Annotated in this window: 22 protein-coding genes; 13 read left to right on the forward strand and 9 right to left on the reverse strand. The window is 58.9% G+C overall.

Annotated features, from left to right (window positions below; translation table 11 throughout):
• Window positions 1-57 precede the first annotated feature (57 nt).
• Both GSQ82_RS22230 and GSQ82_RS22235 read left to right on the forward strand, forming a co-directional pair.
• Window positions 58-1374 carry a M48 family metallopeptidase gene (locus GSQ82_RS22230; protein ID WP_158794476.1) on the forward strand — a complete coding sequence of 439 codons (1317 nt, stop codon included), beginning with the start codon at window positions 58-60 and terminating at the stop codon, window positions 1372-1374.
• A gap of 52 nt (window positions 1375-1426) precedes the next feature.
• The gene (locus GSQ82_RS22235) at window positions 1427-1771 is read left to right on the forward strand and encodes a histidine triad nucleotide-binding protein (RefSeq protein WP_158794477.1); all 345 of its coding nucleotides are present in this window, start codon (window positions 1427-1429) and stop codon (window positions 1769-1771) included.
• A 93-nt stretch (window positions 1772-1864) separates the two neighbouring features.
• On the opposite strand, the gene GSQ82_RS22240 is transcribed toward GSQ82_RS22235, so the two are convergent.
• Window positions 1865-2989, reverse strand: coding sequence for a response regulator (locus tag GSQ82_RS22240; protein WP_158794478.1), 1125 nt, complete (start codon window positions 2987-2989; stop codon window positions 1865-1867).
• 1018 nt (window positions 2990-4007) lie between these two features.
• On the opposite strand from GSQ82_RS22240, the gene GSQ82_RS22245 reads away from it, so the two are divergent.
• The gene (locus GSQ82_RS22245) at window positions 4008-4694 is read left to right on the forward strand and encodes an OmpH family outer membrane protein (RefSeq protein WP_158794479.1); all 687 of its coding nucleotides are present in this window, start codon (window positions 4008-4010) and stop codon (window positions 4692-4694) included.
• A gap of 150 nt (window positions 4695-4844) precedes the next feature.
• Window positions 4845-5525 (forward strand): OmpH family outer membrane protein, encoded by a 681-nt coding sequence (locus GSQ82_RS22250; protein WP_158794480.1) that lies wholly within the window; start codon window positions 4845-4847, stop codon window positions 5523-5525.
• Between the two features lie 397 nt (window positions 5526-5922).
• On the opposite strand, the gene lepA is transcribed toward GSQ82_RS22250, so the two are convergent.
• Window positions 5923-7725 carry a translation elongation factor 4 gene (gene lepA / locus GSQ82_RS22255; protein ID WP_158794481.1) on the reverse strand — a complete coding sequence of 601 codons (1803 nt, stop codon included), beginning with the start codon at window positions 7723-7725 and terminating at the stop codon, window positions 5923-5925.
• 371 nt (window positions 7726-8096) lie between these two features.
• Between lepA and GSQ82_RS22260 the strand changes: the two genes are divergently transcribed.
• Window positions 8097-9983 carry a transglycosylase SLT domain-containing protein gene (locus GSQ82_RS22260; RefSeq protein WP_254061854.1) on the forward strand — a complete coding sequence of 629 codons (1887 nt, stop codon included), beginning with the start codon at window positions 8097-8099 and terminating at the stop codon, window positions 9981-9983.
• Between the two features lie 152 nt (window positions 9984-10135).
• The gene (locus tag GSQ82_RS24805; RefSeq protein WP_216847157.1) at window positions 10136-10972 is read left to right on the forward strand and encodes a hypothetical protein; all 837 of its coding nucleotides are present in this window, start codon (window positions 10136-10138) and stop codon (window positions 10970-10972) included.
• Window positions 10973-11205: 233 nt separating this feature from the next.
• On the opposite strand, the gene GSQ82_RS22270 is transcribed toward GSQ82_RS24805, so the two are convergent.
• Together GSQ82_RS22270 and GSQ82_RS22275 are read right to left on the reverse strand one after the other, a co-directional pair.
• Window positions 11206-11754 carry a peroxiredoxin gene (locus GSQ82_RS22270; protein ID WP_158794482.1) on the reverse strand — a complete coding sequence of 183 codons (549 nt, stop codon included), beginning with the start codon at window positions 11752-11754 and terminating at the stop codon, window positions 11206-11208.
• A gap of 121 nt (window positions 11755-11875) precedes the next feature.
• Window positions 11876-12742 carry an LpxI family protein gene (locus GSQ82_RS22275; RefSeq protein WP_158794483.1) on the reverse strand — a complete coding sequence of 289 codons (867 nt, stop codon included), beginning with the start codon at window positions 12740-12742 and terminating at the stop codon, window positions 11876-11878.
• Between the two features lie 435 nt (window positions 12743-13177).
• Between GSQ82_RS22275 and GSQ82_RS22280 the strand changes: the two genes are divergently transcribed.
• Window positions 13178-13537, forward strand: coding sequence for a hypothetical protein (locus GSQ82_RS22280; RefSeq protein ID WP_158794484.1), 360 nt, complete (start codon window positions 13178-13180; stop codon window positions 13535-13537).
• A gap of 62 nt (window positions 13538-13599) precedes the next feature.
• On the opposite strand, the gene GSQ82_RS22285 is transcribed toward GSQ82_RS22280, so the two are convergent.
• Window positions 13600-14745, reverse strand: coding sequence for a Gfo/Idh/MocA family protein (locus GSQ82_RS22285; RefSeq protein ID WP_158794485.1), 1146 nt, complete (start codon window positions 14743-14745; stop codon window positions 13600-13602).
• 147 nt (window positions 14746-14892) lie between these two features.
• Between GSQ82_RS22285 and GSQ82_RS22290 the strand changes: the two genes are divergently transcribed.
• From GSQ82_RS22290 to GSQ82_RS22305, 4 genes are all read left to right on the forward strand, one after another.
• Window positions 14893-15639: a hypothetical protein gene (locus tag GSQ82_RS22290; protein ID WP_158794486.1), complete on the forward strand. Its 747-nt coding sequence runs from the start codon at window positions 14893-14895 to the stop codon at window positions 15637-15639.
• Between the two features lie 108 nt (window positions 15640-15747).
• Window positions 15748-16854, forward strand: a complete 1107-nt coding sequence (locus GSQ82_RS22295) for a Gfo/Idh/MocA family protein (RefSeq protein ID WP_158794487.1) — start codon at window positions 15748-15750, stop codon at window positions 16852-16854.
• A gap of 65 nt (window positions 16855-16919) precedes the next feature.
• Window positions 16920-17468 (forward strand): DinB family protein, encoded by a 549-nt coding sequence (locus tag GSQ82_RS22300; RefSeq protein ID WP_158794488.1) that lies wholly within the window; start codon window positions 16920-16922, stop codon window positions 17466-17468.
• Window positions 17469-17631: 163 nt separating this feature from the next.
• Window positions 17632-18027, forward strand: coding sequence for a nuclear transport factor 2 family protein (locus tag GSQ82_RS22305; protein ID WP_158794489.1), 396 nt, complete (start codon window positions 17632-17634; stop codon window positions 18025-18027).
• A 3-nt stretch (window positions 18028-18030) separates the two neighbouring features.
• On the opposite strand, the gene lpxA is transcribed toward GSQ82_RS22305, so the two are convergent.
• Both lpxA and fabZ read right to left on the reverse strand, forming a co-directional pair.
• The gene (gene lpxA, locus GSQ82_RS22310; protein ID WP_254061855.1) at window positions 18031-18828 is read right to left on the reverse strand and encodes an acyl-ACP--UDP-N-acetylglucosamine O-acyltransferase; all 798 of its coding nucleotides are present in this window, start codon (window positions 18826-18828) and stop codon (window positions 18031-18033) included.
• Window positions 18825-19304 (reverse strand): 3-hydroxyacyl-ACP dehydratase FabZ, encoded by a 480-nt coding sequence (fabZ, locus tag GSQ82_RS22315; RefSeq protein ID WP_254061914.1) that lies wholly within the window; start codon window positions 19302-19304, stop codon window positions 18825-18827. The genes lpxA and fabZ overlap by 4 nt, the downstream gene beginning before the upstream one ends.
• A gap of 256 nt (window positions 19305-19560) precedes the next feature.
• On the opposite strand from fabZ, the gene GSQ82_RS22320 reads away from it, so the two are divergent.
• Complete coding sequence (locus GSQ82_RS22320) at window positions 19561-20313, forward strand: DUF4386 domain-containing protein (protein ID WP_158794490.1); 753 nt, start codon at window positions 19561-19563, stop codon at window positions 20311-20313.
• A 281-nt stretch (window positions 20314-20594) separates the two neighbouring features.
• Window positions 20595-23993 (forward strand): carboxypeptidase regulatory-like domain-containing protein, encoded by a 3399-nt coding sequence (locus tag GSQ82_RS22325; protein ID WP_158794491.1) that lies wholly within the window; start codon window positions 20595-20597, stop codon window positions 23991-23993.
• An 89-nt stretch (window positions 23994-24082) separates the two neighbouring features.
• On the opposite strand, the gene cysK is transcribed toward GSQ82_RS22325, so the two are convergent.
• On the reverse strand, window positions 24083-25141 hold the full coding sequence (gene cysK / locus GSQ82_RS22330; RefSeq protein WP_158794492.1) for a cysteine synthase A: 1059 nt from the start codon (window positions 25139-25141) through the stop codon (window positions 24083-24085).
• 65 nt (window positions 25142-25206) lie between these two features.
• On the reverse strand, window positions 25207-25668 hold a 462-nt coding region (locus GSQ82_RS22335; RefSeq protein WP_158794493.1), incomplete at its 5' end, for a hypothetical protein.

Raw genomic sequence — 25668 nt, forward strand, 5'->3', positions numbered from 1 at the left:
GCGAAGTTCTCTCTCCCTCATGCACACTGGCTTCACGGTATCGGGAGCCTTTGATTCATGCGCCTTCGCACTATCCTACTTTTGATCGCATCTCTATTCGTGCTGACCACGGCTCCGTCCTGGGTGCAGGGCACGACTCCTACCGAGACACAGGCGTTGCGGGAAGCGGCGCATGATCACTCAGCCTATACGCTTCCGCCGCAGAAGTTGGAGCAAGCGAAAGAGCTGTTTCGAGCGCGCACGACGCTGCATTTTGTGGGGGAAGGGTGGGGAATTCTGGAGCTTATTCTGCTTCTGGCGCTCGGCGTTCCGGCGCGGATGCGCGATGTGGCAGAGAGGGTGACGAAGAGCCGATGGGGACAGTGTTTTCTGTTCGTGCTTCTCTTCCTGCTGTTGTTGACGCTTTTGAATGCTCCGCTGCGGATCTATGGACATGATGTTGGGCTTGCGTTTGGCCTGTCGGTGCAGGGGTGGGGAAGCTGGGTGCTGGATCAAGCGAAGAGCTTTTTGTTGACCTGGATCGTCGCCGGAGCGTTGGTGATGATTCTGTTCTGGATCATTCGCCGGTCGCCGAGGCACTGGTGGTTCTGGTTCTGGATACCGACGATGGTGGCGGTGCTGTTTGGAGTCTTTCTCGCGCCGATTGTGGTCGATCCGCTCTTCGATAAGTTTGAGCCTCTGCAGCAGCGCGATCCTGCACTGGTGGCGCAGCTTGAGAGGGTGGTGGCTCGCAGCGGCATCAGCGTTCCGCCGGACAGGATGTTCTACATGCGGGCCAGCCAGAAGGTGACTGGCATGAATGCCTACGTGACAGGCTTTGGGCCTTCGAAGCGGCTGGTGTTGTGGGATACGACGATCGCTGCTGCGACACCGGATGAGCTTGCGGGTGTCTTCGGACACGAGCTAGGGCACTATGCGCTGCATCACATTGTGCAGGGCCTGCTATTCAGCGCGGGGATGTTGCTGGTGGGCTTCTATGTGGGCCAGCAGATGACGCAGTGGTTGCTGCGCAGATACGGTGGGCGGTGGCGTATTCGCTCGCAGGGCGATTGGGCGTGCCTGGCGGTGCTCGTCCTCGTGCTGCAGGCGCTGAATTTCTTGTCCGAACCGATCGATAATGCGTTCAGCCGATCCATAGAACATGCGGCTGATGTCTACGGCCAGGAGGCGATTCACGGTATCGTAACGGACCCGCAAACCACGACACAGCAAGGGTTCCAACGGCTTGGTGAGACCTCGCTGGAGGATCCAACGCCGCATCCCCTGGTGGAGTTCTGGACCTTCAGCCATCCTTCCATCGCCGATCGCGCGGCTTTTGCGGTTTTTTACAACCCATGGTTGGCTGGGCAGCATCCGAAGTATTTTCAGCGCTAGAAGTGGCTTCTCCTATATAAAGATGAAAAATAAGCTTCGTAGTACTTCCCCCATGTCCCCTGATTGCCTGTTTTGCAAGATCGTCGCTGGCACGATTCCAGCAAACCGAGTGTATGAAGACGAGCTGTCTATTGGCTTTCCGGATATTAATCCTCAGGCTCCCACGCATATCCTGATCATTCCAAAACAACACATTGCGTCGCAGGCAAAGGCGGTTTCGGAAGACACTGCGCTGTTCGGCCACTTGATGGCTGCGGCGGCGGAGATTGCTCGCAATCAAAAGCTGGAGCGCGGATATCGCATCGTCGTGAACACCGGCGATGAAGGCGGCCAGACCGTGAATCATCTGCATCTGCACCTGCTCGGGGGCAGGCGCATGGGATGGCCTCCGGGCTAGATACATGAGTGAGCGAAACGCAAAAAAGCCCCAAATAGGATTTCTATTGGGGCTTTTGCTTGTTCGGTGAGAGCTGGTGATGGTGCGCAGATCTTACTGGTTGAAGTTCGGCTCGTCCTCTTCTTCCATGCCATAACGGCGAAGGAGATTCGGCAGGTTCTGCGAGAAGGCAGCGCGCGGCATGACCGTATCGCACCCTGCATCCACAGCTTTAGCCTTGAGGTCTCCCTGCAGATGCGACAAGAAGCCGACGATGGAGGTGCTCTTCTTGAGCTTGGTCTTCAGCTTAGGAATGAGCGTGAGTGGCTTCGCGTTCGCATTGTTGAGATCGAAGACGATCAGGCCTGGGCGATTTTCTTCTTCAACTCCGACCAGGGCCGCGATGGACTCCTTATCGTTTTTTACAAAGCCAACCTTGACGCCGAGTTTACGCGCGGTCTCCTGAATCTTCGCGATGAAGAAGAGATCCTCGATGAAGAAGAAGATCTTGGTGGGCGCGTCTTCCGGGATAGGAATGGTGCGGCCCTGCGAATAATCGATAGGCTGGGAGTCGCTCTGGTAGCCGCCGCGTCCGCCTCCGCCGTTGCTGCGACCCTGATAGTTGCCGTTGTGCGCATCCATCGTAGAAGGGGGCGCGTCAGCGAAGTTGCCGTTGGCGACACGGTAGCTGTGGTCCATGGGGCCGACGAAGCTGCGAGGGCCACGCTGCTGCTTGCCGCCTCCGCCGCCCTTGCGCTTGAAGCCGCCTACGCTGTTTCCGGGCTGGTGGGTGTCGCGGTCGCGAAAGCCACCAGCGCCGCCATTATTGCTGCCCGCGCTGGCGACGTTTCCTGGATTGTCGCTTCCGCCACGCTGCCGGTCGCGATCGCGAAACTTCTTCTTCCAGCGTTTTGCGCCGGTGCCGTTGCTGTTCTGCTGCTGACCTGCACCTTGAAACGGCTGCTGGCCTTGCGGCTGAAACGCCTGGGGCTGGGCTGCAGAGCCCTGGATGGAGCCGACAGGCTGTCCGGCGTTCTGCTCGCCACCTGGCTGGGTGCCCTGCACGCCCTCGGGTCCTTTGCCCTTCCGCTTGCGTCTGCGGCGCCGGCTGCTCTTGGACTGGCCCATGCCATGGGGGATGTTTGATCCCGCGAAGTTCGCCTCCCCGTCGCTTTGGCCGGGAGACATCGTCGAACCCTGGTGGGAATCCACCTCGGATACATTCTGCTCTGAAGTCATGCTTCCACTTCCTATTGCACTAGATCGCAATTAGCGGTTCACTCCCACGGCAACGGTCTCTCTTCCCCGTGTTGACCACGGAGGACGAACCAAACCGGTATTGCAGCGTCGGAGGAAACGGTCTCAAGTTGTACTCGAACGGACGTCTTCAATGCATTGGCTGCGACCAAACCAGTAACGACCGGCAACGCGCAGCCCGGAATCGCCTGACAGCGGCGAACCATATTCACCCTCTACCTGTTTGCGACAGAGTCCGACAAATCTCCGGTCCACTATAATCCTGTGTCTTGCGCCGTAAACTCGCGAAAAATAAGTTCTTTGGCAGCCACACAGTGATCGGCACCCACAGCCGGTCCACAAGGCAACTACTAAGGTACGCCCAAAGAGACCGGTTGGCAAGAACTCTCTTTGACGAATTTCAAAGAGCGGTACTTTCTGGTATTGGTTACAGCGAAAAGGGCCGCTCTAGAGAGCGGCCCTTTGATACTGATGGCCAGTCACTGGCCTCCTGAAAAACTTCCGACTAGGAAGTAAACCGTCGGACTCACGTCTACACCGTCATTCGGATGTAGCTTCTTTAAGCCGGGGTACTACGCAGCACAATCTCGGTTCAATCCATCGGTGCCGATGACATAAGAGCAATCCGAGAGCCAAACGGTTTTATTCAAAATAGGGTGCTTTTGGTGATTAGGACTCTGGTCTGGTCCGAAAAACAGGAGACTGGATATGGAATGCTCCATATTTCTGGATACTGGCTTGAGAGATCGGAGGGTTGCGGGGGCCGCTGGAATTGACCCTTTATGGGCTGGGTCCTATAATTTGATGTGTTCCGGCAGACCTCTCGTTTTGCTTCCGATTTTCAGGCATGGGAGTCGGTGGATCAAGAAGGAAGATAGGCGCTCCGTTCGATATGGAGGCGCCCATCGAGTGGCTGCAGGGAACGGCTCGGAAGGCACGCGATGGTGCGCCGTAGGCCGGATGAATTTCTCACAATCCCCGAAGGAGTACCACACACCGCATGAATCGTACCTTTGCTCTTGTCACCGCCCTTGCTGCGGGAATGACCTCCGCCGCAGGAGTGGCCCAGACTGCTGGACCTCAGACGCCCGCAGCAGCCCCCAACGCCGCAGCTGCCGCCCCCGCCGTTCACGCTGTTCCAGCCAAGATTGCGCTAATCGAATTCGAACAGGTTGCCGCCGCTACCAATGAGGGCCAGCGCGACCTGCAGGCACTCCAGAAGAAGTTCGAGCCTAAGAAGAATCAGCTGCAGACCCTCTCGCAGGAGGTCGACACGCTGAAGAAGCAGCTACAGACCGCGCCGGCCACGTTGAGCGACACGGAGCGTGCCTCACGTACCCGGGCGATCGATGTCAAGGAGAAGCAGCTTCAGCGCGATGGCGAAGATGCTCAGACCTCTTTCAACGGCGAGTTGCAGGAGACTCTTGGCGCAGTAGCGAAGAAGCTCGGTCCGGTTGTCATTAAATATGTACAGGACAACGGTTACACCATGCTGCTGGATAACACCGGCCAGCAGGGCGGTCTCTCCGTCCTCTGGACACAGCCGGGCACTACGGATATCTCTCAGGCTATCGTCGATGCATACAACGTATCCTCGGGTATCGCTGCACCGATTCCGTCTGCACCATCCGCACCGGGAGCTTCGACACCGGCTCGTCCGCATCCGACGACCGCTCCGAAGCAGTAGACGATTCGTCTTGCCGACCCTTGTTCAAGATCACTGAGGTCTCCGTCGAGATCTCAGTGATTTGAAATTAACAGCAGAATCATATTGGCTACGTCCAAGCTGGTAAGTTTGTAACGATCTATCGAACCTTGAAGGAGCACCATAAACCGCATGAATCGTACTCTATTGCTTGTCTCCGCCCTTGGCGCGGGATTGACGACAGCCGCCGGAGTGGCACAGACTGCCCCGGCCGCTGCTGCACCTCAGCCCGCAGCCGAAGCTGCCGTTGCACCACAGGCTCTTCCGGCAAAGATCGCTCTGGTCGCCTTCGAGCAGGCCGTCTTTGCAACCAACGAAGGACAGCGCGCTGTTCAGGATGTGCAGGAGAAATATAAGCCGAGGAAGACGCAGATCGATACTCTTGCGCAAGAGGTCGATTCGCTCAAGAAGCAGCTTCAGAGCGCACCGGCTTCGCTCTCGGACGATGAGCGTGCGACCCGCCTGAGAAATATCGACACCAAGGAAAAGCAGTTGAACCGTGATGCCGAGGATGCGCAGACGGCTTATAACGCCGACCTGCAGGAAGCCTATGGCAAGATCGCGGCGAAGGTCTCGGTCACGCTTAAGAACTATGTCAGCCAGAACGGCTACACGCTGCTGCTTGACGTGAGCGGTCAGCAGAGCAACGTGATGTGGGCGACCCCAAATACGGATGTGACACAGGCCGTCGTCACGGCGTATAACACTGCATCGGGTGTGGCTGCGCCGGCACCATCTGCCCCGTCCTCCGCGGCTCCGGCTCGTCCGCACGCGACGACCCCAAGACCCGCGACAGCAGCACCAAAGCAGTAATCACTCGACCGTAGATCAGGCGAAGGAGGAGACCTTTCCGTAAGGTGCTCGTCCTTCGCCTGCACGCTTATATTTTGGCGTCATCACGGAAGAGTTGTGGAAAAACCTGTGGATTCCTTATAGCTTTTCAAGGCTAATGGAAGCGATATGCAATCTCTTGCATATCGCTCGATCTTTGTGGTAGAGGAGCAACTGTAGAGGAATCAGCGTGTTGGCTCAGGCGGATCGAGAAATCCATTTCGGGATCTCCTGTATTTGGGCAAGTATAGCTATTTCAACGGTTTCCACAGATGAACGTTACTACCAGGTTACAAATTATTGAGTCTAATCTGGCCCACGATTAATCTATATCGCGATTATGCAGCGAAGCTGTTTATTTTGGCGGGCATAGTGGTGGTTACTCTTCCCCGACTTTGAGCACTGCGAGGAATGCCTCCTGTGGGATGTCCACCTTGCCGATTCGCTTCATGCGCTTCTTGCCCTCTTTTTGTTTATCGAGGAGTTTGCGCTTGCGGCTGATGTCGCCGCCATAGCACTTCGCAATCACGTTCTTCCGGATGGCCGTGACGGTCTCGCGTGCGATCACCTTTGAACCGATCGCGGCCTGGATAGCGACCTCGAACATCTGGCGCGGGATGAGTTCGCGCATCTTGGAGACGAGTGCGCGTCCACGCTGCTGGGCAAAGTCTTTATGAATGATGATCGAAAGAGCATCTACGGGGTCGCCGCCGATGAGGATATCCATCTTGACCATGGGGGAGACCCACATGCCGGCGAGGACGTAGTCGAGTGAGGCGTAACCGCGCGAGACGGTTTTGAGGCGGTCGTAGAAGTCGAGAACGATCTCGTTGAGAGGAAGCTCATACGTGATCAGGACGCGCGTGTCGGAGACGTACTCCATGTTCTGCTGGCGTCCACGCTTCTCTTCGACGAGTTTCAGAATGCCGCCGACATACTCTTCGTTGGTGAGGATTTTGGCGACGATGACGGGCTCTTCAATCTGCTCGATCTCGGTGGTGTCGGGCCAGCGCGACGGGTTGTCTACCTCGCGGGTGCTGCCGTCGGTCATGGTGATCTTGTAGCGGACGCCGGGTGCGGTGGTGATGAGATCGAGATCGTACTCGCGCTCCAGGCGCTCCTGGATGATCTCCAGGTGCAGTAGGCCGAGGAAGCCGCAGCGGAATCCGAATCCGAGCGCGACGGAGGACTCCGGCTCGAAAGAGAAGCTCGCGTCGTTGAGTCGAAGCTTCTCGAGGGCGTCGCGAAGCATCGCGTGCTCGTGTGAGTCCACGGTGTAGAGGCCGGCGAAGACCATGCTCTTGATGTCTTCGAAACCTGGCAACGCTTCGGCGCATGGATTTTCGACCGAGGTGATGGTGTCGCCGACCTTGGTGTCGGCTACGTTTTTGATGGTGGCGACGAAGAAGCCAACCTCCCCGGCGCTCAGTTCGGCAAGCTCTACAGGCTTCGGGGTCATGACGCCCATGCTCTCGACGTCGAAGGTCTTGCCGTTCGACATGACCTTGATCTTCATTCCCTTGCGAAGCCGACCGTTGATGATACGAGCGAGGACGATAACTCCTCTGTATGGATCGAACCAACTGTCGAAGATGAGTGCCTGCAGCGGAGCTTCGGGGTCGCCCTGCGGCGGCGGCAGCAGGTTAACGACGGCTTCGAGAATGCTTGCGACGTTCAGGCCGGTCTTCGCACTGACTGCGATGGCGTCGTCGGCGGGTAAGCCCACGGACTTCTCGATCATCTCCTTGGTGCGCTCGATATCAGCACTCGGGAGGTCGATCTTGTTGATGATCGGAATGATCTCGAGTCCATTCGAGATTGCCAGGTAAGCGTTAGCAAGCGTCTGGGCCTCGACGCCTTGCGACGCATCGACGACGAGCAGAGCGCCTTCACATGAGGCCAACGAACGTGAGACCTCGTACGAAAAGTCCACGTGGCCGGGCGTGTCGATCAGGTTGAGCTGATAGGTGTCGCCGTCCTGCGCCTTGTACATCATGCGTACGGTGTGGGCTTTGATGGTGATGCCGCGTTCGCGTTCGAGGTCCATGGCATCCAGCACCTGCGCCTGCATCTCGCGGGAGGTCAGCGAGCCGGTCAGCTCAAGGAGCCGGTCGGAGAGGGTGGACTTGCCGTGGTCGATATGCGCGATGATCGCAAAGTTGCGGATGTGACTTGGATCCATGTTGTAGCTGGGTGGCCTCAATATCCATGTTAACACCCGCGTGGTGAAGACGTATGCGCCCGCGCTCTCGTGAAGGAACGATGCGGTCGGGCGCTGCCTAAGATGCGGGGATCAGAGTTCGAGCTACTGTCTTCGCGTTGTTGCTGACATGCTGCTTCGCGACTCCCCATATAACCGCTTCGCACTTCGAGACCGTAACGTAGTTCCTGCACTCGGGCGATGGCATCGGCACTACATCGCAGGACGTCTCGCAAAGACGCAGATGCATAAAGATTCCGCCGGAATCCTGATGTGAACTTTAGCCACGCCGCAAGAGTGTTGCGATTGAGAGCACATTTACCCTCCGCGCGTCTTACAATGAGCAGGGACAAATGCTTCGAAGACCTTTAGGGAAGATGGTGCGGCGCTGGGCATTGATAGTGGGCTGTGCGCCGCTGGTCATGCTTGCTGGCTGCCCTCAGGAGCAGGCGGGAGCACCTGGGAAAGCGCCAGCACAGACGACTGCGCCAGCCATCTCATCGGGCACTGCAGGCACTTCGGTTCAGGCATCTCCGTCTGCAGGAACTGCGCCGCAGAGCGCCGACAACTCTGCGAACGCCGCCAAGGTGCAACAGCTGATCGCCAAGGCGGAGGCCGCGTACCGGAGCGGCGTTGACAACTATCGCGCCGGGCATCTGGATGCTGCGCGGCTGGACTTCGACTCCGCCGTGGACCAGATGCTGACGAGTGGCATGGATCTGAAGACGGATCCTCAGCTTGCGGATGAGTTCGACCATCTTCTGAATGCTGTGAACTCGCTTGAGATGACGGCGTTGAAGCAGGGCAATGGATTTTCGCCCACGCTTGAGGCCGCTCCACTCGATGCTGCGGACGAGGTCACCTTCCCGGCGAACGCAGCATTGACGGCAAAGGTTGCAGCCGAGTTGAAGACGACGCAGTCTGACTTTCCACTCGTCGTGAACGATTATGTCGCGGGCTTCATCAGCTATTTTTCAAACTCGCCGGGCGGCCACGCACACCTGCTGCGTTCGCTCGAGCGCGCGGGAAAGTACAAGGAGATGATTCAGAAGAATCTGCGCGAGCAAGGTGTGCCGCAGGACCTGATCTATCTGGCGGTCGCCGAGTCTGGCTTTCAACCGCAGGCTCTCAACGCGAAGAGCGGTGCAGGGGGGATGTGGCAGTTCATGCCGACGGGCGCATACGGGCTGGCGCGCAATGGCTGGTTCGACGAACGGTTCGATCCGGACAAGAGTTCCAAAGCGTACGCGCGCTATATGAAGTCGCTCTACAACCAGTTCGGCGACTGGTATCTGGCGATGGCAGCCTATGACTGGGGTCCGGGCTACGTGCAGCGTGCGGTGATGAAGACAGGGTACGCCGACTTCTGGGAGCTGTACCGACGCAATGTGCTTCCTGCGGAGACCAAGAATTATGTGCCGGGAATCATTGCGGCGATCATCATGGCGAAGAATCCTGCGCAGTATGGGCTGGATAAGCTGGTGCCCGATGAGCCTGTCGTCTCCGATACCGTAACCGTCGATTACGCCGTCGACCTTCGTCTGGTGGCCGACATCACCAACTCATCGCTACCCGAGATTGTTGCGCTCAATCCAAGTCTCCTGCGCATGGCGACGCCGCGCGATATGGCCTTCGATCTGCACATTCCGGTGGGGACGCATGATGTCTTCGGCGAGCGCATCAAGCAGATCCCGGAAGACAAACGCACGAGCTGGCGCTTTCACGTGGTGCGCAGCGGAGAGACGCTCGACGGCATCGCGGTGGGTCTCCATGCACACGTGAGCGATATCGCCGATGCCAATGGACTCGCTGCCGGAGCGAGCCTTGATCTCGGCGATGAGCTCGTCGTGCCTGTCTCTACTGTTGCGGCGACCGTGCGACCGCAGCACTACGCGGTGCGTCACGGAGATACGCTCGTCACAGTTGCGGATCGCTTCGGCGTGTCGGTGGAGGAGTTGCGGCGCTGGAATCATCTGTCGTCGAACAATGTCAGGCCAGGTGCTTTTTTGGTCGTCGCGGAGCCGGTGAGGCTTGCACCCGGCACGCACATTCGCAGCAGAGCGGGACATGGCAAAAGCACGGGGCATAGCGTGAACGCCTCTGCCCATGCGGGTTCTACGCATACCGATGCAAATCATGCGAACGCCGGAAAGAGAGCGTCGTCGTCTGCGACAAAGAAAATTGCAAGTGAGACCAAGCAAAATGCGACGCCAAAAACGAAGAGAAAAGCTACACGATGAGCTACCTCACAAAAAAGAGTACTTGCCATCGCTAGCGCTTGGATGCATCCTGTTGCTAGAATCTCGTGCCGGGAAGTAAATATGATTTCGTCTGCATCCTACCGGTAGAGCAGAAATAAAGAGCGGCAGAAGTACAACGCAGTGAGAGGACAATGATGACGATGTTCGACGACACGACCAGACTTTATGCAGCCGGAGCAGATGAAGATCACGATTTCGTCGATGAACCAGAGGATGACCACGATCTCCGTAGCCGCTTTGAAGACGACGATGATGAAGAGGAAGAGGTCACGATGACCTCCGATGATGACGATGAGTTGAACGAAGATGAAGATGAGACCCTGAGTGGCACACACGCTGAGGAAGCAATCATCTTTACGCCACCACCGTCGCCCGTCAATAGCTACGAGCCCGCAACCAGGGAGTCCGGAATGCCGGTGAAGAGTGTCGCGCAACCGGCCGTGAAAAAATCTGCGGTGAAGAAAGCTGCAGCAGCACCAGCAAAGAAGAGCACGCCAGCGAAGAAGGCTGCTCCTGCCAAAAAAGCAGTGCCCGCAAAACAAGCCGCACCAGCGAAGAAGGCACCTGCAAAGAAAGCTGTTGCAGTAAAGAAGGCACCAGCGAAGAAGATTGCGGCGAAGAAAGTTGTGGCTAAGAAAGCTGCTAAAAAAGTTCTGGCGAAGAAGGCTGCTCCGAAAAAGAGTGGTCCAGCCAAATCGAAATCTGCCGCGAAGAAGTTCAGTGCTCCGCGCGGCGGTAAGGTCGCTCCTAAAAAGGCGGCCGGCAACAAGGGCACTGCAAGCACCAAAAAACCAATGAAGAGAGGTATTACCTTGGCAACTAAGAAAGCAGTAAAGAAGGCACCCGCGAAGAAGGCAGCAGCAAAGAAGGCTCCTGCGAAGAAAGCAGCAGCAAAGAAGGCTCCTGCAAAGAAGGCCGTAAAGAAGGCTGTTAAGAAGGCACCAGCAAAGAAGGCCGTAAAGAAGTAACTACCCTTAAGGCAAGCAAATAGGCCCGGACTCCTCAATTGAGAGCCCGGGCCTTTTTGCGTCTGCTGATAAGTATTTACGTAACGTTCACTTCTTTTCGGACTGCGTACTTCTTCTTGCTGGCCTGGATTCTGCTCTTTGGGCCGATCTTCGCTGCTCGTGTCAGATCTTTAATGAAAAGGGTCCGGACCTTGTTCGTTCCGGTCCGGACCCTTTGCTGCTCGGCTTGTGCGTTACTTCTTTTCGGCGGAGATTGCGGCCAGGACTTCGGTGCTGTGGACGTTGGGATCGACCTTCTCCCAGACCTTGACCACTTTGCCATCCGGCGAGATGAGGAAGGTCTCTCGGTTTGCGAACTTCATGACGCCGTAGTTCTTGACCGGCACGCCGTAGGCATCGACGACCTTGTGGTCCGGGTCGGCGAGGAGTTTGAAGCCGAAGGTGTCCTTGGAGCACCAGGTCTTGTGGCCTTCGACGGTGTCGAGGCTGACGCCGAGGACGACGGCGTTCAGCGCGTCATACTTCTGCAGGTCGCGCTGGAAGTTGTGCGCCTCGATGGTGCAGCCGGTGGTCTGGTCCTTCGGGTAGAAGTAGAGGACGACCCACTTGCCCTTGTAGTCGCTGAGGCTGACGGGCTTGTCTTCCTGCGAGGGCAGGGTGAAGTTGGGCGCCATGGCACCGGCTTGTACGGTGTCCGCGGCTGCGGCCGCGTGGGCCTTCAGACCGACGCCGCATACGGCTACTGCTGCGATGATGACTGCACTCCAAATTGCTTTGCGCATGGTGGTTCCCCTTTTTCGTGAAGCGAATCTCTATGTAGACAAGTGTAAGGCTTGGACGACACAGCCCCTGGTTCGTTTGGCCACATTCTACGCTGCGGTGACAATCTAATGACAAAACTGACTAGCTCGCGACGATGGCGATGCCTGCGCGATCCGCGGCCGCGAGGATGGCTGCGGGATCGAACATGAGGGTTCGACCTGCCTCGATGGCGAGACAGGTCGCGCCTGCCTCCTGCATGGCGTGGATGGTGGCGACGCCGACGACGGGAACATCGAAGCGCATGTCCTGATGGGGTTTGGCGACCTTCACGACGGTCAAGGAGCGGCGCAGGGTGGTTGCGGCAGGGGTAGGTGTGTCGGCTGCTGTGTCGAGGGTGCGGAAGAGGGCTCCGGCGCGGGCGATGGTGGCGTCGGTGCCTTCCATGGCCTCGACGGCGACGCAGGCCTGGGCGGCGATGACGACGGTCTGGCCGAGGTCGTATCCGGCGATGGCGCGGGCGACGGTGAGGCCGTAGGCGATGTCCTTCTGCTCGTCGTCGTCGGGCGGGCGGGCGGTGAGGATGCCGGGTTTGGCGAGGAGGGGTTCGAGGTAGGCGGTGGAGGAGACGAGTTCGATGCCTTCGTCGCCGAGCACCTTAGCGATGGCTCCGAGGAGCATGTCGGTGTTGCGGGTGCGGAGGTTGAGGAGGAGTTTGGCGAGGCGCCAGTCGGGGCGAATGCTGGAGAAGATCTGTTTGTGTTTGACCTGGCCGGCCATGACGGCTCGGGTGACGCCTTCGGTTTGGAAGGTCTCGATGAGGCGGGAGAGTTCGCCGAGGGAGAGCCAGTGGACGTGGATCTCGGGGTCGGATGCGGCGCGGGCGTTGATCTCGGGATCGGTCTCTTCCTTGATGGCGGCTACGACGACGGTGAGGCCGTGGGCGCGGGCGGCGTCGAGCAGGAGGAAGGGGAAGCGTCCGTTGCCTGCGATCAGGCCTAGTTTCGGCATCTGCTTACTGTAATTCTTTAACCCCTTTAGAAGATATGTCCTGCCGGACGGGCCCACTGCACGCGGGGTGGGCGTTTGCACGCCTTTTTAAACCTTTCGGGTGGCTCTCCCGTTGGTCGAGATCATCTTTGTTTCCGACCAACGGGAGAACCAACCGAAGGGGTATATACGTCACGAAGTGACCTCCCCACGAGCAGTGGGCCCGTCCGGCAGGACGTCTCTTGTCAAGAGCGAAACAGGGTAGTGGACGGACCACTTGCCTGTGGGAAAAAGTGATGTTCGGCATTTTTAGGGGTTTGTGGTGAGTTGTGATGTCTTGGTGGTGAGTTGTGGCAGTTAGGTGGACGGAAGATGGTCGTTGGTGAAACCAGCGTTCCGGTTCTTTGGCTCGTGGTTCTATAGAAGGATGCGAGTCGATTTCGCACGAGGTTTGGCATGAATCAGTTTTCGCAGCTTGTGTCTTCTCCGGTCGGAGCGTTTTGCGTGCTCGCGGTTGCGGCGTACCTGGAGGTGCAGGGCGATGCATTCTTTCAGTCCGGTCTGTATCACGCGTCGGGAGTTCGACGCCTTGGGTTCTTCCTTGCGGGTGCGGTTGTACTGGTTTGTTACAGCCTGTTTCTGAACTCTTCGAAGGTGGACTTCGGCAAACTTCTTGGGGTGTACGTTGTGTTGTTCTTCCTGGTGGCGCAGTTGGTGGCGAGGATGCAGTTCCATCAATCGCCTACGAGGCCGATCTATGTTGGGGGAGCGTTTATCGTGGCGGGGGGATTGATTATGAGTCTTTGGAAGGCTTAACGAGATGTGCCGCCATACGTTTGGGAGTACGGCGGCACGGTGGGTCTCGTTGTTTGAGCGGGTTAGTTGGTGGGGGCGTCGAGGTGGATGGTGGTGCCGGTCTTGGCGGAGCGGCGGGCGGCGTCTAGGATGCGGACGACGGTGACGTTGGTGTCGAGGGAGTTGAGGTCTTTGTGCGGCTGAAGTGAGCCGGAGAGGACGGCGGCGAGGTAGCTGAGCGAGTCGTTCTGCGGGGAGACGAGGGCGGGTGCGGTTTCGACGTGTTCGGCTTTTTCGTTGGGGAGGCGGATGCGGAGTTTGGCTCCGGGATCGGCGGACTCGTAGAGGGTGTCGACGTAGCCGGTGGCGCCGTAGATCTCCATGTCCTTGCGGTCGAAGGGCCAGTTCCACGAGCCTTGGACGATGACCTGGGCGTGGGGGTAGGTGAGGACGATGGTGCTGTCGTCGTCTACGTTGGGGTAGATCTGGGGCTTGATGTGGAGGGTGACGGCGGTGACGGTGAGCGGGAGTTCGCCGTGCATGATCCAGGTGGTGAGGTCGACGCCGTAGCAGCCGAAGTCGAAGAGTGCGCCGGCGCCGTTTTGTTTGGGGTCGGTGAGCCAGCCGAGGAACTCGGGGCCTACACCGATCTCTTTGGGACCGCTGTGTCCGTCGTGGAAGACGAGTTTGCGGAGGTCGCCGATCTTGCCGGAGGCGAGGATGTCGGCGGCGGCGGTGTTGGAGTTGTACCAGGTGGTCTCGTAGTTGGTGAGGACGGGGATGTTGTACTTCTTCGCGAGGGCCTGGATGGCGAGAGCGTCTTCGACGGTGGTGGCGAGGGGCTTTTCGACCATGGCGGCGATGTGGAGGGGGGCGGCCTGCTCGATGGCGGCGCGGTGTCCGGCGATGGAGGTGTAGACGAGGATGGCCTGCGGGTGGGTGGCCTTGAGCATGGCGGCTTCGGTGGGGAAGAAGATGTCCGCGGGGAGGTGGGTGCGTTCGATGTAGTGCTGGCGGAGGGCGGCGTCGGGTTCGGCGATGCCGACGAGGGAGATGTCGGGGTGATTGGGGAGGTTGTGGAGGAAGCCCTGGACGTGGCCGTGGACGAGGCCGACGATGGCGACGCGGATGGGCTGCGCGGTTTGAGCGGGGGCGTTGCCGGGGATAGTGAGGAGTGCGGCGAAGAGGCTGATGGAGGCGAGGAACTTTGATGAGAGAGAAAAAGCCATTGGAATGGGGACCCTTCGTGTTAGGACTAGCTTGCGGCTTATAGATTGTGACTTGTCAGTTGTAGAACGATTGAAGGTTGGCTAAGGTTTCAAAGATTGCAGATAGAACCAGACGGGTTCCATAGGAACAGATAGGAGACCTACTCGATGAGTTTCTTCGCTCGCGCACACAGGCATTTTCGCAGCTTCACGCTTGTTTTGTCGGCTGCTTTGTTTTCGATGAGCTATGGCATGGCTGTGTACGCACAGGCTCCGCTCTCTCCGAGCCAGGAGGCGGGGCGCGCTGAGACGTTGAAGAAGTCTATCGCTCTGCGGGATGCGTTCATTCAACGTATTCATGCGGCGGGGTTCTCGTGTCCGATTGCGGCGCCGACGATTGTGGTGGAGGATGTGCCCTCCTTCGGCCAATATTTGGATGAGAGCAATACGCTGCGCACGTCGGAGTGGACGTTGCTGCGGCCTGAGGAGAAGGCGTTCTTCGCGCAGCTTGCGGGACCGGGAGCTGACGATGCGGCTGTTCGCGCGGTGTTTGAGAAGGCTGCGCATGGGTGGATCTTTATTCATGAGTTGGGGCACTGGTGGCAGGCTTGCAGAGGCTATTCGGCTAACCACTATCAGGTTGAGTATGGTGCGAATCGGATTGCGCTGGCTTACTGGCGGGAGACGGATCCGGCGATCGTGACGTTGATGATGTCGCTGTTTCATGGGGTGCTGGATCATGCGTCTTCGCCGGTGCCTGCGGGGCAAGATGTGGAGACATACTTCGATAAGAACTACGAGACGCTGGGGCCGAGTCCGGCTTATCCGTGGTTTCAATCTCGCATGGGCGTGACGCTGGAGGAGGAGAAGCCGGCGCCTACGCTGGCGACGGTGCTGGCTGAGACTAAGAAGTGACAGTGGATAGAAGCGTGTTTGCCGGTACTGGTCTGCGCGGAGGTCTTTTTTTGCGCTGATCCTGATTATTCTTAGGGGACCATTCGGGTAGGATAACGTCCATCTCCTATGGATCGCCGCCGCTTCGCTCAACTCTCCGCGTTCGCCCTGGCCAGCACGCAGGTGCGTGTCTCCGCTCAATCGAACAGCAACAACTCAGCTTCAGGGACTCGACGCGTTGGTATCGCCGCCGTGGGGCTGGGCAGCATTGCGGAGGTGTTTATGCGCGCCGTGACGGCTACCCCCAACGCACGAATTACTGGCCTTGTTACGGGGCATCCTGCGGAGAAGGGAGTGAAGTTCGGTGCGCTCTACAACGTGCCGGGGAACTCCATCTATACCTATGAGACCTTTGACCGGCTGCGCGACAATCCTGCGATCGACGCCGTGTACATTGCGCTTCCGAACAGCATGCACTGCGAGTACACGATACGCGCGGCTGAGGCTGGCAAGCATGTGTTCTGCGAAAAGCCGATGGGGATCTCCTCCGCAGAGTGCCGACGAATGATCGAGGCGTGTCGCCGGGCCAACGTTAAGCTGATGATCGGGTATCGGATCCACTACGATGCGACCTTTCGCAAGCTGCGTGAGCTGGTTCGCTCCGGCGCTCTCGGGGAGATCCAGTCTTATCAGGGAGGGTTCTACGGGATGAGAAATAAGCAGCAGTGGAGGCTTGATCGTTCTCTTGCCGGTGGAGGCTCTCTGCTGGATCTTGGCATCTATCCTCTGAATGCGGTGCGCTGGTTCACGGGTGAAGAGCCCGAGATATGCCGCGGCCTGGTGGCTACGCGTGACAAGGGTCAGGCGTTCGCGACTGTCGAACAGAGCATCAATTGGATGGTGAAGTTTCCTTCCGGCATTCTTGCCAGCGGTGGCAGCTCCTACGAACAGAGCGGGACCAACTTCTTTGCGATCAACGGCACAACAGGACATCTTCGACTTGAGCCGGCGTTCGTCTATGGGGATGCGATTCTTAAGTACACCGGCACCGCTGGCGATACTGAGCTGTCGGGAGGTGGGCCGGTCTATGATCCCGACCAGTTTGTCCTGGAAGCGACCCACTTTGCGGATTGCGTCCTTCATAACTCTCAGCCAGCGACTCCTGGTGAGGAGGGTCTGGCAGATTTGCTTGCAATTGAAGCGATCTATGCCTCGGCGGGTACTCCGATCGCTTGAAGTTTGGCGATGCGTTGGTGGCCGTACAATTTCGAACGTAGTCAGCCTAGTGATAGGAGACTGTTATGTCGGTTGAGCTGTCTGAGTGCTCTCGCATCTTTCGGGAGCTTGAGACCCAACGTGCCGAGCTTCTCGCGGAGTTGGCGGGGTGGTCGCCGAGTCGATTGAGCTTTTGCCCTGCGGATGGCGCGTGGTCGGCGGTGGAGGTGTTGGATCACATCGTGAGAGCGGAGGCGGGAACGATCGGAGACATTCGAGCTGGCCTGCAGAATCCGCACGCTCTCGGGAGTGAGGAGCGCCCGAGGATTGCTGCCCTCGATCGCGCCCTCCGTTCCGATCAGAGCTTTCAGGTGCCGCCGGGGGCACAGGCGATTTATCCGAATGCGCAGACTACTTTTTCTGAGGTCGCGGGACGTTGGGAGCAGGCCCGGACGCAGCTTGGGTCGGTGGTAGAGGCGCTCGCACCTCAGGATGCTTGCTGCGGGGTCTTCTGTCATCCGTTTGCCGGATGGATGACGGTCGCGGATGTGCTCGAGCACTTCTCCGCTCACTTGTATCACCATGGCTTTCAGTTGGCGCGTCTACGGGTGAGCTCGGCAGGTCTGCAGTCGTAGCAGGTATCGCCGCCGGAGAACGTGTCTCCTGTTACTTACAGGCTTGCCGCATCGAACGATAGAAGAAGAATTAACACGGACTTTAGCTAAGGCTGGTCAGCGATGATGTGGACTGGCCAGATAATGAGAATCGAGTGCACGGCAGGCGTTATAAGGGGGATGAATGGCAGACAGTAAGACGATACTTGGGCAGGCGTACTCCGCATTCAATCAGCGGGACATCGACGGTGCCTTGGCACTGATGACGCAAGATGTGAGCTGGCCCAAGGCTTCGGAGGGCGGCAAGGTCGTCGGAAAAGAAGAGATCCGCGACTATTGGACTCGCCAGTGGGGTGAGTTCGATCCTCATGTCGAACCACTTGCAATAACTGAGGAAGACGGAGGCAAGGTCCGGGTCAGGGTGCATCAACTCGTCAAGAGCCTACAAGGTGATGTTCTTTCGGACAGCGAGGTTGTTCATGTGTTCACCGTGAGGGGCGGTCTTATCGCAGCGATGGACCTCGGGGATGAGGCCGATTCAGTAGCTGGTCCGTCGGCCGCGTTCGCACATCGATCCTAACTGCTACTTGATGATGCCGCGGGCGCTGTTGGCGATGAAGTCGGCGAGGTAGGCGACGTGTTCTCCGGCGGTGCCTGCGGTGACGGTCTCGCGGATGGCGGCGAGGGCGTCGGAGATGTTGAGCCTGGAGGCGGTAAGGGTGCGGTAGGCGGCGCGGAGCTCCTTGAGCTGCTCCGGGGTGAAGCCCTTGCGCTCGAGACCTACTTTGTTGATGCCGTAGGCGTGGTTGTTGCGCTCGATGGAGGTGAGGGAGTAGGGAAGGACGTCCTGCGTGATGGTGGTGCCTCCGCCGATGTAGGAGTACTTGCCGATGCGGCAGAACTGGTGGACGGGGCAGAGGGCGCCGACGGTGGCGTAGTCTTCGACGATGACGTGGCCGGCGAGGGTAGCGGAGTTGGCGAGGATGCAGCCGGTGCCGATCTGGGAGTCGTGGCCGATGTGGGTATAGGCCATGATGAGGCAGTCGCTGCCGACGCGCGTTACTCCGCCGCCGCCGGTGGTTCCCCTGGAGATGGTGACGTACTCGCGGATGGAGTTGTTGTCGCCGATCTCGACGCGGGTGGGTTCGCCGGCGTACTTGAGGTCTTGTGGTGCGATGCCGATGCAGGCGAAGGAGAAGATGCGGTTGTTCGCGCCGAGGGTGAGGTGTCCGTCCAGTACGACGTGGGAGACGAGATCGCAGGCTTCGCCGAGGACGACGTTGGGGCCGATGGTGCAGTAGGGACCGACGGTGCAGCTGGCGGGGATGTGCGCGCCGTCTGCGACGATGGCGGTGGGATGGATGCCTGGCTGCGTGCTCACTCGGCTGAGGCCTCGGTTGCTGGGGCCTCGGGCGCGGCTTTTTTGGTGACGCGGGGGACGACCTGGCACATGACGGTGGCGTCGCAGACGAGCTTGCCGTCGACGGTGATGTTGCCGAGCATCTTGACGGCGCGGCTGCGCCACTGGAGGACGGTGACTTCGATGCGGAGCTGGTCGCCGGGGACGACGGGGCGGCGGAAGCGTGCGTTCTCGATGCCGGTGAAGACCATGAGCTTCTGGTCGCGGTCGGGGATCTCGTTGAGCAGGAGCGCGCCGCCGGTCTGGGCGATGGCTTCGACCATGAGGACGCCGGGCATGATGGGGTAGTCGGGGAAGTGGCCCTGAAAGTGGGGCTCGTTGATGGTGACGTTTTTGATGGCGACGATGCGCTGCTTGCGCTCGATCTCGATGACGCGGTCGATGAGGAGGAAGGGGTAGCGGTGGGGCAGGAGGGACATAATTTCGAGGATGTCCATGGTCTGCGGATGCGCGGGGGGCGGGGCTTCGGAGCCCGGCTGGGCGTCGGCGCGGGGTACGGTCTGTAGGTCTGTCTGGTTCACTGTCATGGCAAGCATAAGTATAAATGGGCTGATCGCGAGGTTGAGCTGATTTGAGCTCTCGTATACTGCTTAGCATTCGACCTATTGTGAGCGCACGCAGCTCGTCTTCGATATGCCTTTGCTGTAGATCGCGGCAAGATCGTAGCTAACTTGCAGCGCGAGGGGAGATGGAATGACTGACCGAAGGGTAAAGATCTCTCCGCTGGTGTATGCGCGAATCGCGGGCGTGCTGTACCTGATCAACATCGCGTACGGTCTGTTCGGAGAGCTATTCGTTCGAGCGAGGCTGGTGGTTCCGGGGGATGCTGCTGCTACGGCGCATCGGATTATGGCGTCGGAGTCGCTGTTTCGGTTCGGCATTGCGGGCGATCTGATTATGCACATCACCGATGTTCCGATGGCGGTGATCTTCTATGTTTTGCTGAGGCCGGTCAGTCGGGATCTTTCTTTGCTGAGTGCGTTGTTCGGTATGCTGCAGACCGCGATTCTGTGCGCCAATAAGCTGAACCTGGTTACGGTTCTGCTGCTGCTGGGCGGGACGAGTTATCTGAAGGTGGTCGATCCAGGTCAGCTACAGGCGCTGGCGTCGCTCTCGCTGGCGCAGCATGAGTCTGGCTTTGGGATTGGGTTGATCTTCTTTGGAGTGAGCTGTCTTGTCACCGGATATCTGATGTTTCGGTCGGGATACTTTCCCAAGACTCTGGGTGTTTTACAAGGCATCGCGGGCGCGTGCTATCTGATCAACAGCTTCGCTCAACTGCTCTCTCCTTCACTGGCGGACAAGTTGTTTCCGGCTATTTTGGTTCCGGCTTTTATCGGGGAGTTGTCGACGTGCGTGTGGTTGCTGGTGAAGGGCCTGGACACTGCAAAGTGGGACGAGCGGGTGCGCATGGGGCAGATCTTTGAAGGTCCGGCGGACAACTAGGGATTGCGCGGGAGATGGACGCGAGGGATATCGAGGTGGCATGTCTCGCTTCCCTCTCGCTGCATGTATCGAGTTTCTGCGTGAGTATCGACAGGGATAGCCAGGCTCGCTGGGCACCTTCGAAATAATCTCTTGACCTTTGTGGTGCGCTAACTGTACTTTGCTCTGCGTTCCCAATCATTAGTAAAAAGTCCACTGAAAAAAGAGACGCAAAAAATTCTTATACGAGGCTGCAAAGTCAAATGATTCTAACTTCAAACAAATATGGGATATCTTCTGAGATGAACTGTGGCGGGAGTCTTCCGCCGCGCTTCGCCCATGCGCCGCAGAGTGCTGGTACCGTTGCAAGCAGGACGAGTCGCCGTCCTCTGCTGTTCAGCCTGGTTGTCGTGATGCTGTTGCTTGGAGGCGGCTTTCTAAGAGCGCAGCAGATCACCGGTGCAATCGCAGGCACGGTCGCGGATCCGCTGGGCGCGGTGGTGCCGAGTGCTTCGATCGTGGCCACCAATACCGAGACCGGATTTGTGCGGACGGCCACAAGCGACAGTACAGGCGCGTACGCCATCCAGTATCTGCCGATCGGCAACTACACTGTGGCTGTGACGGCGCCGGGCTTCAAGAAATTTATCCAAGAGAACCTGATCATCGCCGTCGATGTGACCCAGCCGTTGAACGTTACACTCGGCGTGGGCATGACCAGCGAGACGGTCACGGTTACGGACACGCCGCCGTTGATCAATACGACGACCGAGACCCTTGGGCGAACGGTCACTCCGGACGAGATCAACAAGCTGCCGCTGGTGAACCGGAACGCCTACCAGGAGCTCTCTCTGATTCCGGGCGTGCAGTCGAACAGCTCCAGCATGCAGACGAACTCCGGTGGCAGTCCGAACTTTGTGCTCGGCGTGCCTTCGACGCAGGTGATTATCAACGGCGGGGTTGACGGCGGCGTTCCGATGGTCAGCTTTTACCTGGACGGCGGCGTCAACATGACGGGGCTTCGCAACTATGGAAATGCGTTGCCTAATCCGGATGCTCTCGAAGAGTTCCGGGTGGAGACCAGCAACTACTCGGCGCAGTATGGAAAGATGTCCGGTGCGGTGGTGACGGCGGTGACCAAGTCGGGCACGAACCAGTTTCATGGTTCTGCTTTCGAGTTTGTTCGCAATACGGATTTGAACGCACAGTCGTGGGGTTCCACGATCAACCTGCCGTATCATCGCAACCAGTTCGGCGGCGTAATCGGTGGGCCGATCAAGCGGGATAAGGCGTTCTTCTTGTTCAGCTACGCGGGGCTTCGTCAGACGGTGGGCCAGCTGCTCAACGGCGCGGTGGTGCCGACGGCTTTGGAGCGTGTTGGCGACTTCACGCAATCCGCAGTGAAGCCGAACTTCCCAGGCACGACGACTCCGATTAGCGGAACGAATACATCGGTTAATTGCCAAGGGGTAACGGTAGGCTGCATTCCTGCTGCGCTGCTGGACCCCACTGCGGCAAACATTCTGAAGACTTACGTTCCGCAGCCTAACGCGGCCGGTAACAACTGGGTCGGCAACTACACGACGCCGACCACCCAGGACGAGTATCTGGGCAAGTACGATCAGGCGATTGGGGACCACGACCATATTCAGGCCAGCTACTTCACTCTGAAGTCTGTCAGCGGCGCATTCGGAGGCGCGAGTTCGAGCGCCAACATTCCGTTCTCGGTGAACCAATCGAATGCTCGGCAGCAGGACTTCAATATCAGCGATGTGCATACGTTCAACGGGAGCAAGGCGAATCAGGTCTGGTTTACGGTGACACGTGTGGCTGGCGGCCGCGTGAACCTGCCGGCTACGTCGCTCGGCGATCTTGGATCGAGCTTCACCATCCAGGGACCGAAGGCGTTGCCGTGGCTTGAGGTCTCCGGATACTTCAACGCTGGAGGCGCGCTGGCCGGGCCGGTCAGCACCACCAATTTTTATGGGCTGCGCGACGTCTTCAGCATGACGCTGGGCAGGCACACGCTGAACTTCGGCGGAGAGGCTTCTCTGGAGAAAGACGCTATTGTCGGCAATCTCTACAACTTCGGCATCTTCACCTTCGCCACCTCCGCGCCGACGACGACCAAGAATGCATTGGCCGATTTCGTCACCGGACAGGTGAACACGATGGAACAGGACGTTCCATACCACGGGCTGATGAACTACTTCTACTTTGCGGGATTCGTGCAGGACGGTTGGAAGATCTCGCCCCGGCTCACGGCCAATCTTGGGCTGCGGTACGACGTGCAGGAGTCTCCGGTGGAGTCGTCTAACCTTACCGACGGCTTTGTTCCGGGGCAGCAGTCCACGGTGGTGCCGAGTGCGCCGAAGGGTGTAGTGTACCCGGGCGATAAGGGAATCCCGCGGGGCATTGCCGGGAACCAGTTAGCTCACGTCTCTCCACGCGTTGGCCTGGTCTTCGATCCGTTCGGCGATGGCAAGACGGCGCTGCGCGCTGGAGCCGGTATCTTTTACGGAAGTACGTCGGCGAACGAATGGAACCAGCCGGCGAATGCGCAACCCTTCGCCGTCCGGCAGACGTTCAGCTCGATTACCTCGTTGACGAACGTCTACGGGAATCCGGCTTCGTTTCCGAATGGAGATCCATTTCCCTACACGTACAACCCGGCGAATCCGCGGTTCCTTCCGGCGGCGTCGGTGGAGGCGATCGATCCAAACTACAAGTGGCCTGTGTCCTATCAGTTCAACGTGGCGGTGGAGCAGCAGATGCCCGGCGGCGTGAGCCTGCAGACGGCGTACGTGGCTAACTTTGTACGTCACGTGCCGTTTGGAATCGATGGAAATAATCCTGTATGGGCAGCGGGCGCGAATACGGGCCAGGCGAGCATCAATGCCCGGCGTCCGTACGATCCTGGCGTGCTTGGCCAGGTGATCCTGATCACGTCCGGCCAGACTGCCAACTACAACTCGCTGCAGGTCTCGGCGCACAAACAGTTGACGCACACCCTTCTGCTGAACGGCTTTTACGTCTGGAGCAAGTCGATGTGGAGCGCGAACTCGAGCGCAATCGGTTTGGGAACAGCGCAGAACTTCAGCGATCTTGCGGAGGAACGAGGCCCTTCGGACAACGATCGCAGGAACGTGTCCAACATCTCCGGCATCTGGAGCCTGGACTACTACCATGGAGAGAACGGCTGGAAGAAGCAGTTGGCGAACGGCTGGAAGCTCTCGGCGATCGGCTTCTTTCAGAGCGGCACGCCGTTCACCATCACGACGGGATCGGATAACAATGACGACTCCTACAACAACGATCGTCCTAACCTTGTGCCCGGCGTCAACCCGTTCCTGAGTGCGCACAGATCGCGCTCTGTGTCCGCCTTAGCCTGGTTCAATAAAGCGGCCTTTACACCGAATGGTGCAGGTAAGCCGGGCGGTATCGGACCAGGGGGCGCGGACGGCAACACGCCACGCGACTTTCTTCGTGCGCCTGGGTATCGGGACATCGATGTGAGCCTGCAGCGCGACTTTCAGATCCGGGAGAGGCTGGGCTTTCAGCTCAAGGTCGATTCGACCAATGTGTTCAATATGGTCAGCCTGAACGCTCCAACCGCAACTCTTTCTTCGGCAAACGACGGGAAGATCACCGGCGCCGCTCCGAATCGGATTATTCAACTGGGAGGGCGATTCACGTTCTAACGCTGGACGTTCGCACGCTCTATTATCTTTGCGGCTGACACGCCCGTTGGTTGGGATCATCATTGATCCCGACCAACGGGCGACATCGTTTAGGCGGTGGGTGGTGGGAGCTGTGCGCTGGGGGTGGAGTGGGAGATCTCGAGTTCTTCGGGGGTCATGTCGACGGCGACGTCGGCGAAGAGAGGCGTGCTGAGGTAGCGCTCGCCGGTGTCGGGCAGCATGCAGAGGATGGTGGAACCTTTGGGGGCTTCTGCGGCGACGCGGAGGGCTCCGGCGAAGGTGGCTCCTGAGCTGATGCCGACGAAGATGCCTTCCTTGGTGGCGAGTTCGCGGCTCCAGCGCATGGCTTCTGGATTTTCGATGCGCAGGATCTGGTGGATGCGGTGGGCGTCTACGGCGTCCTGGGCGAGCTTGGGGATGAAGTCGGGGCTCCAACCCTGCTGGGGGTGCGGCGTCCACGAGGGATGGCTGGCGGAGGGTGAACCGTCGGGGTTGTGAGGCTGTTCGAGCCCGCTCGAGACCATGGGTGCGGCGTCAGGTTCGCAGAGGATGATTTTTGTCTCGGGACGCTTTTCGGCGAGGACGCGCGAGACGCCTTTGAGGGTGCCGCCGGTGCCGAAGCCGGTGACGAAGTAGTCGAGGCGGTCGCCTTCGAAGTCGCGGAGGATCTCCTGCGCGGTGGTGCGGGAGTGCATGTCGGCGTTGGCCTCGTTGGAGAACTGCCGTGGGAGGAACCAGCCGTTTTTCTCGGCGAGCTCCTCGGCTTTTTTGACCATGCCGGTGCCGCGCACGGGGCCGGGGGTGAGGATGACCTTGGCGCCAAGGAAGCGCATGAGTTTGCGGCGCTCGATGCTGAAGGTCTCGGCCATGACGATGACGAGGGGATAGCCCTTTTGCGCGCAGACCATGGCGAGGCCGATGCCGGTGTTGCCGCTGGTGGCTTCGATGACGGTCTGACCGGGCTTGAGGGTGCCACGCTTTTCGGCGTCTTCGATGATGCCGAGGGCGAGGCGGTCTTTGACGGAGCCGAGGGGGTTGAAGGCTTCGATCTTGACGAAGAGATTGACGTCGGCCGGGGCGAGCTTGTTGATGCGGACGACGGGGGTGTTGCCGATGGTCTCGAGGATGTTGGCGAACTGGCGTTTCATGCGTTGCTCCTTTTTATTAGGCCGGGCTGCGGGATGGACGGTTGCGTGGGGCCTGAGCGGCGCGGCTATTTTTTCTTCAGCAGAATGTCGGCGTTAAAGCTGTCGGGCGGCACGTCGACGTCGTACTCGATCTTGGTCAGAAACGTCTGGCTGATCATATCGCCGTTATGGTATCGCGTGATGTTGTACGCGGTGGGAAGGCCCTGGACGGTGTGGTAGTCCTCGTACTCTTCGGCGTCTTCGTCGTAGTCCTTGAAGGTCTCGTTGCGCCACTTGAAGCTGCGGCGAAGGGGGAGGTGGGTGTTGACGTCGAGATCGATGGTGACGGCGTCGTTCTCGGCGCTGAGGACGGTGACCTTGTCGGCTAGGCGGCGCTCGACCATCTCTTTGCCTTCAGAGAGGACGACGACGTCGGGAGCCTTGAGCCAGACGGCGATGACGGCTTCGATGGAGTGGTCGCGGCGGCGGTAGAAGTCTTCGACCTGCTCCTTGGGAAGCGAGTTCTTGCCCTTGAAGGTGATCTCGTA

The sequence above is a fragment of the Granulicella sp. L60 genome, assembly GCF_009765825.1.
Lineage (GTDB): Bacteria > Acidobacteriota > Terriglobia > Terriglobales > Acidobacteriaceae > Edaphobacter.

Coding starts and splice junctions, on each gene's coding strand:
- GSQ82_RS22230 (WP_158794476.1), top strand. CDS start 58: ATGCGCCTTCGCACTATCCTACTTTTGATCGCATCTCTATTCGTGCTG.
- GSQ82_RS22235 (WP_158794477.1), top strand. CDS start 1,427: ATGTCCCCTGATTGCCTGTTTTGCAAGATCGTCGCTGGCACGATTCCA.
- GSQ82_RS22240 (WP_158794478.1), bottom strand. CDS start 2,989: ATGACTTCAGAGCAGAATGTATCCGAGGTGGATTCCCACCAGGGTTCG.
- GSQ82_RS22245 (WP_158794479.1), top strand. CDS start 4,008: ATGAATCGTACCTTTGCTCTTGTCACCGCCCTTGCTGCGGGAATGACC.
- GSQ82_RS22250 (WP_158794480.1), top strand. CDS start 4,845: ATGAATCGTACTCTATTGCTTGTCTCCGCCCTTGGCGCGGGATTGACG.
- lepA (WP_158794481.1), bottom strand. CDS start 7,725: ATGGATCCAAGTCACATCCGCAACTTTGCGATCATCGCGCATATCGAC.
- GSQ82_RS22260 (WP_254061854.1), top strand. CDS start 8,097: ATGCTTCGAAGACCTTTAGGGAAGATGGTGCGGCGCTGGGCATTGATA.
- GSQ82_RS24805 (WP_216847157.1), top strand. CDS start 10,136: ATGATGACGATGTTCGACGACACGACCAGACTTTATGCAGCCGGAGCA.
- GSQ82_RS22270 (WP_158794482.1), bottom strand. CDS start 11,754: ATGCGCAAAGCAATTTGGAGTGCAGTCATCATCGCAGCAGTAGCCGTA.
- GSQ82_RS22275 (WP_158794483.1), bottom strand. CDS start 12,742: ATGCCGAAACTAGGCCTGATCGCAGGCAACGGACGCTTCCCCTTCCTC.
- GSQ82_RS22280 (WP_158794484.1), top strand. CDS start 13,178: ATGAATCAGTTTTCGCAGCTTGTGTCTTCTCCGGTCGGAGCGTTTTGC.
- GSQ82_RS22285 (WP_158794485.1), bottom strand. CDS start 14,745: ATGGCTTTTTCTCTCTCATCAAAGTTCCTCGCCTCCATCAGCCTCTTC.
- GSQ82_RS22290 (WP_158794486.1), top strand. CDS start 14,893: ATGAGTTTCTTCGCTCGCGCACACAGGCATTTTCGCAGCTTCACGCTT.
- GSQ82_RS22295 (WP_158794487.1), top strand. CDS start 15,748: ATGGATCGCCGCCGCTTCGCTCAACTCTCCGCGTTCGCCCTGGCCAGC.
- GSQ82_RS22300 (WP_158794488.1), top strand. CDS start 16,920: ATGTCGGTTGAGCTGTCTGAGTGCTCTCGCATCTTTCGGGAGCTTGAG.
- GSQ82_RS22305 (WP_158794489.1), top strand. CDS start 17,632: ATGGCAGACAGTAAGACGATACTTGGGCAGGCGTACTCCGCATTCAAT.
- fabZ (WP_254061914.1), bottom strand. CDS start 19,304: ATGGACATCCTCGAAATTATGTCCCTCCTGCCCCACCGCTACCCCTTC.
- GSQ82_RS22320 (WP_158794490.1), top strand. CDS start 19,561: ATGACTGACCGAAGGGTAAAGATCTCTCCGCTGGTGTATGCGCGAATC.
- GSQ82_RS22325 (WP_158794491.1), top strand. CDS start 20,595: ATGAACTGTGGCGGGAGTCTTCCGCCGCGCTTCGCCCATGCGCCGCAG.
- cysK (WP_158794492.1), bottom strand. CDS start 25,141: ATGAAACGCCAGTTCGCCAACATCCTCGAGACCATCGGCAACACCCCC.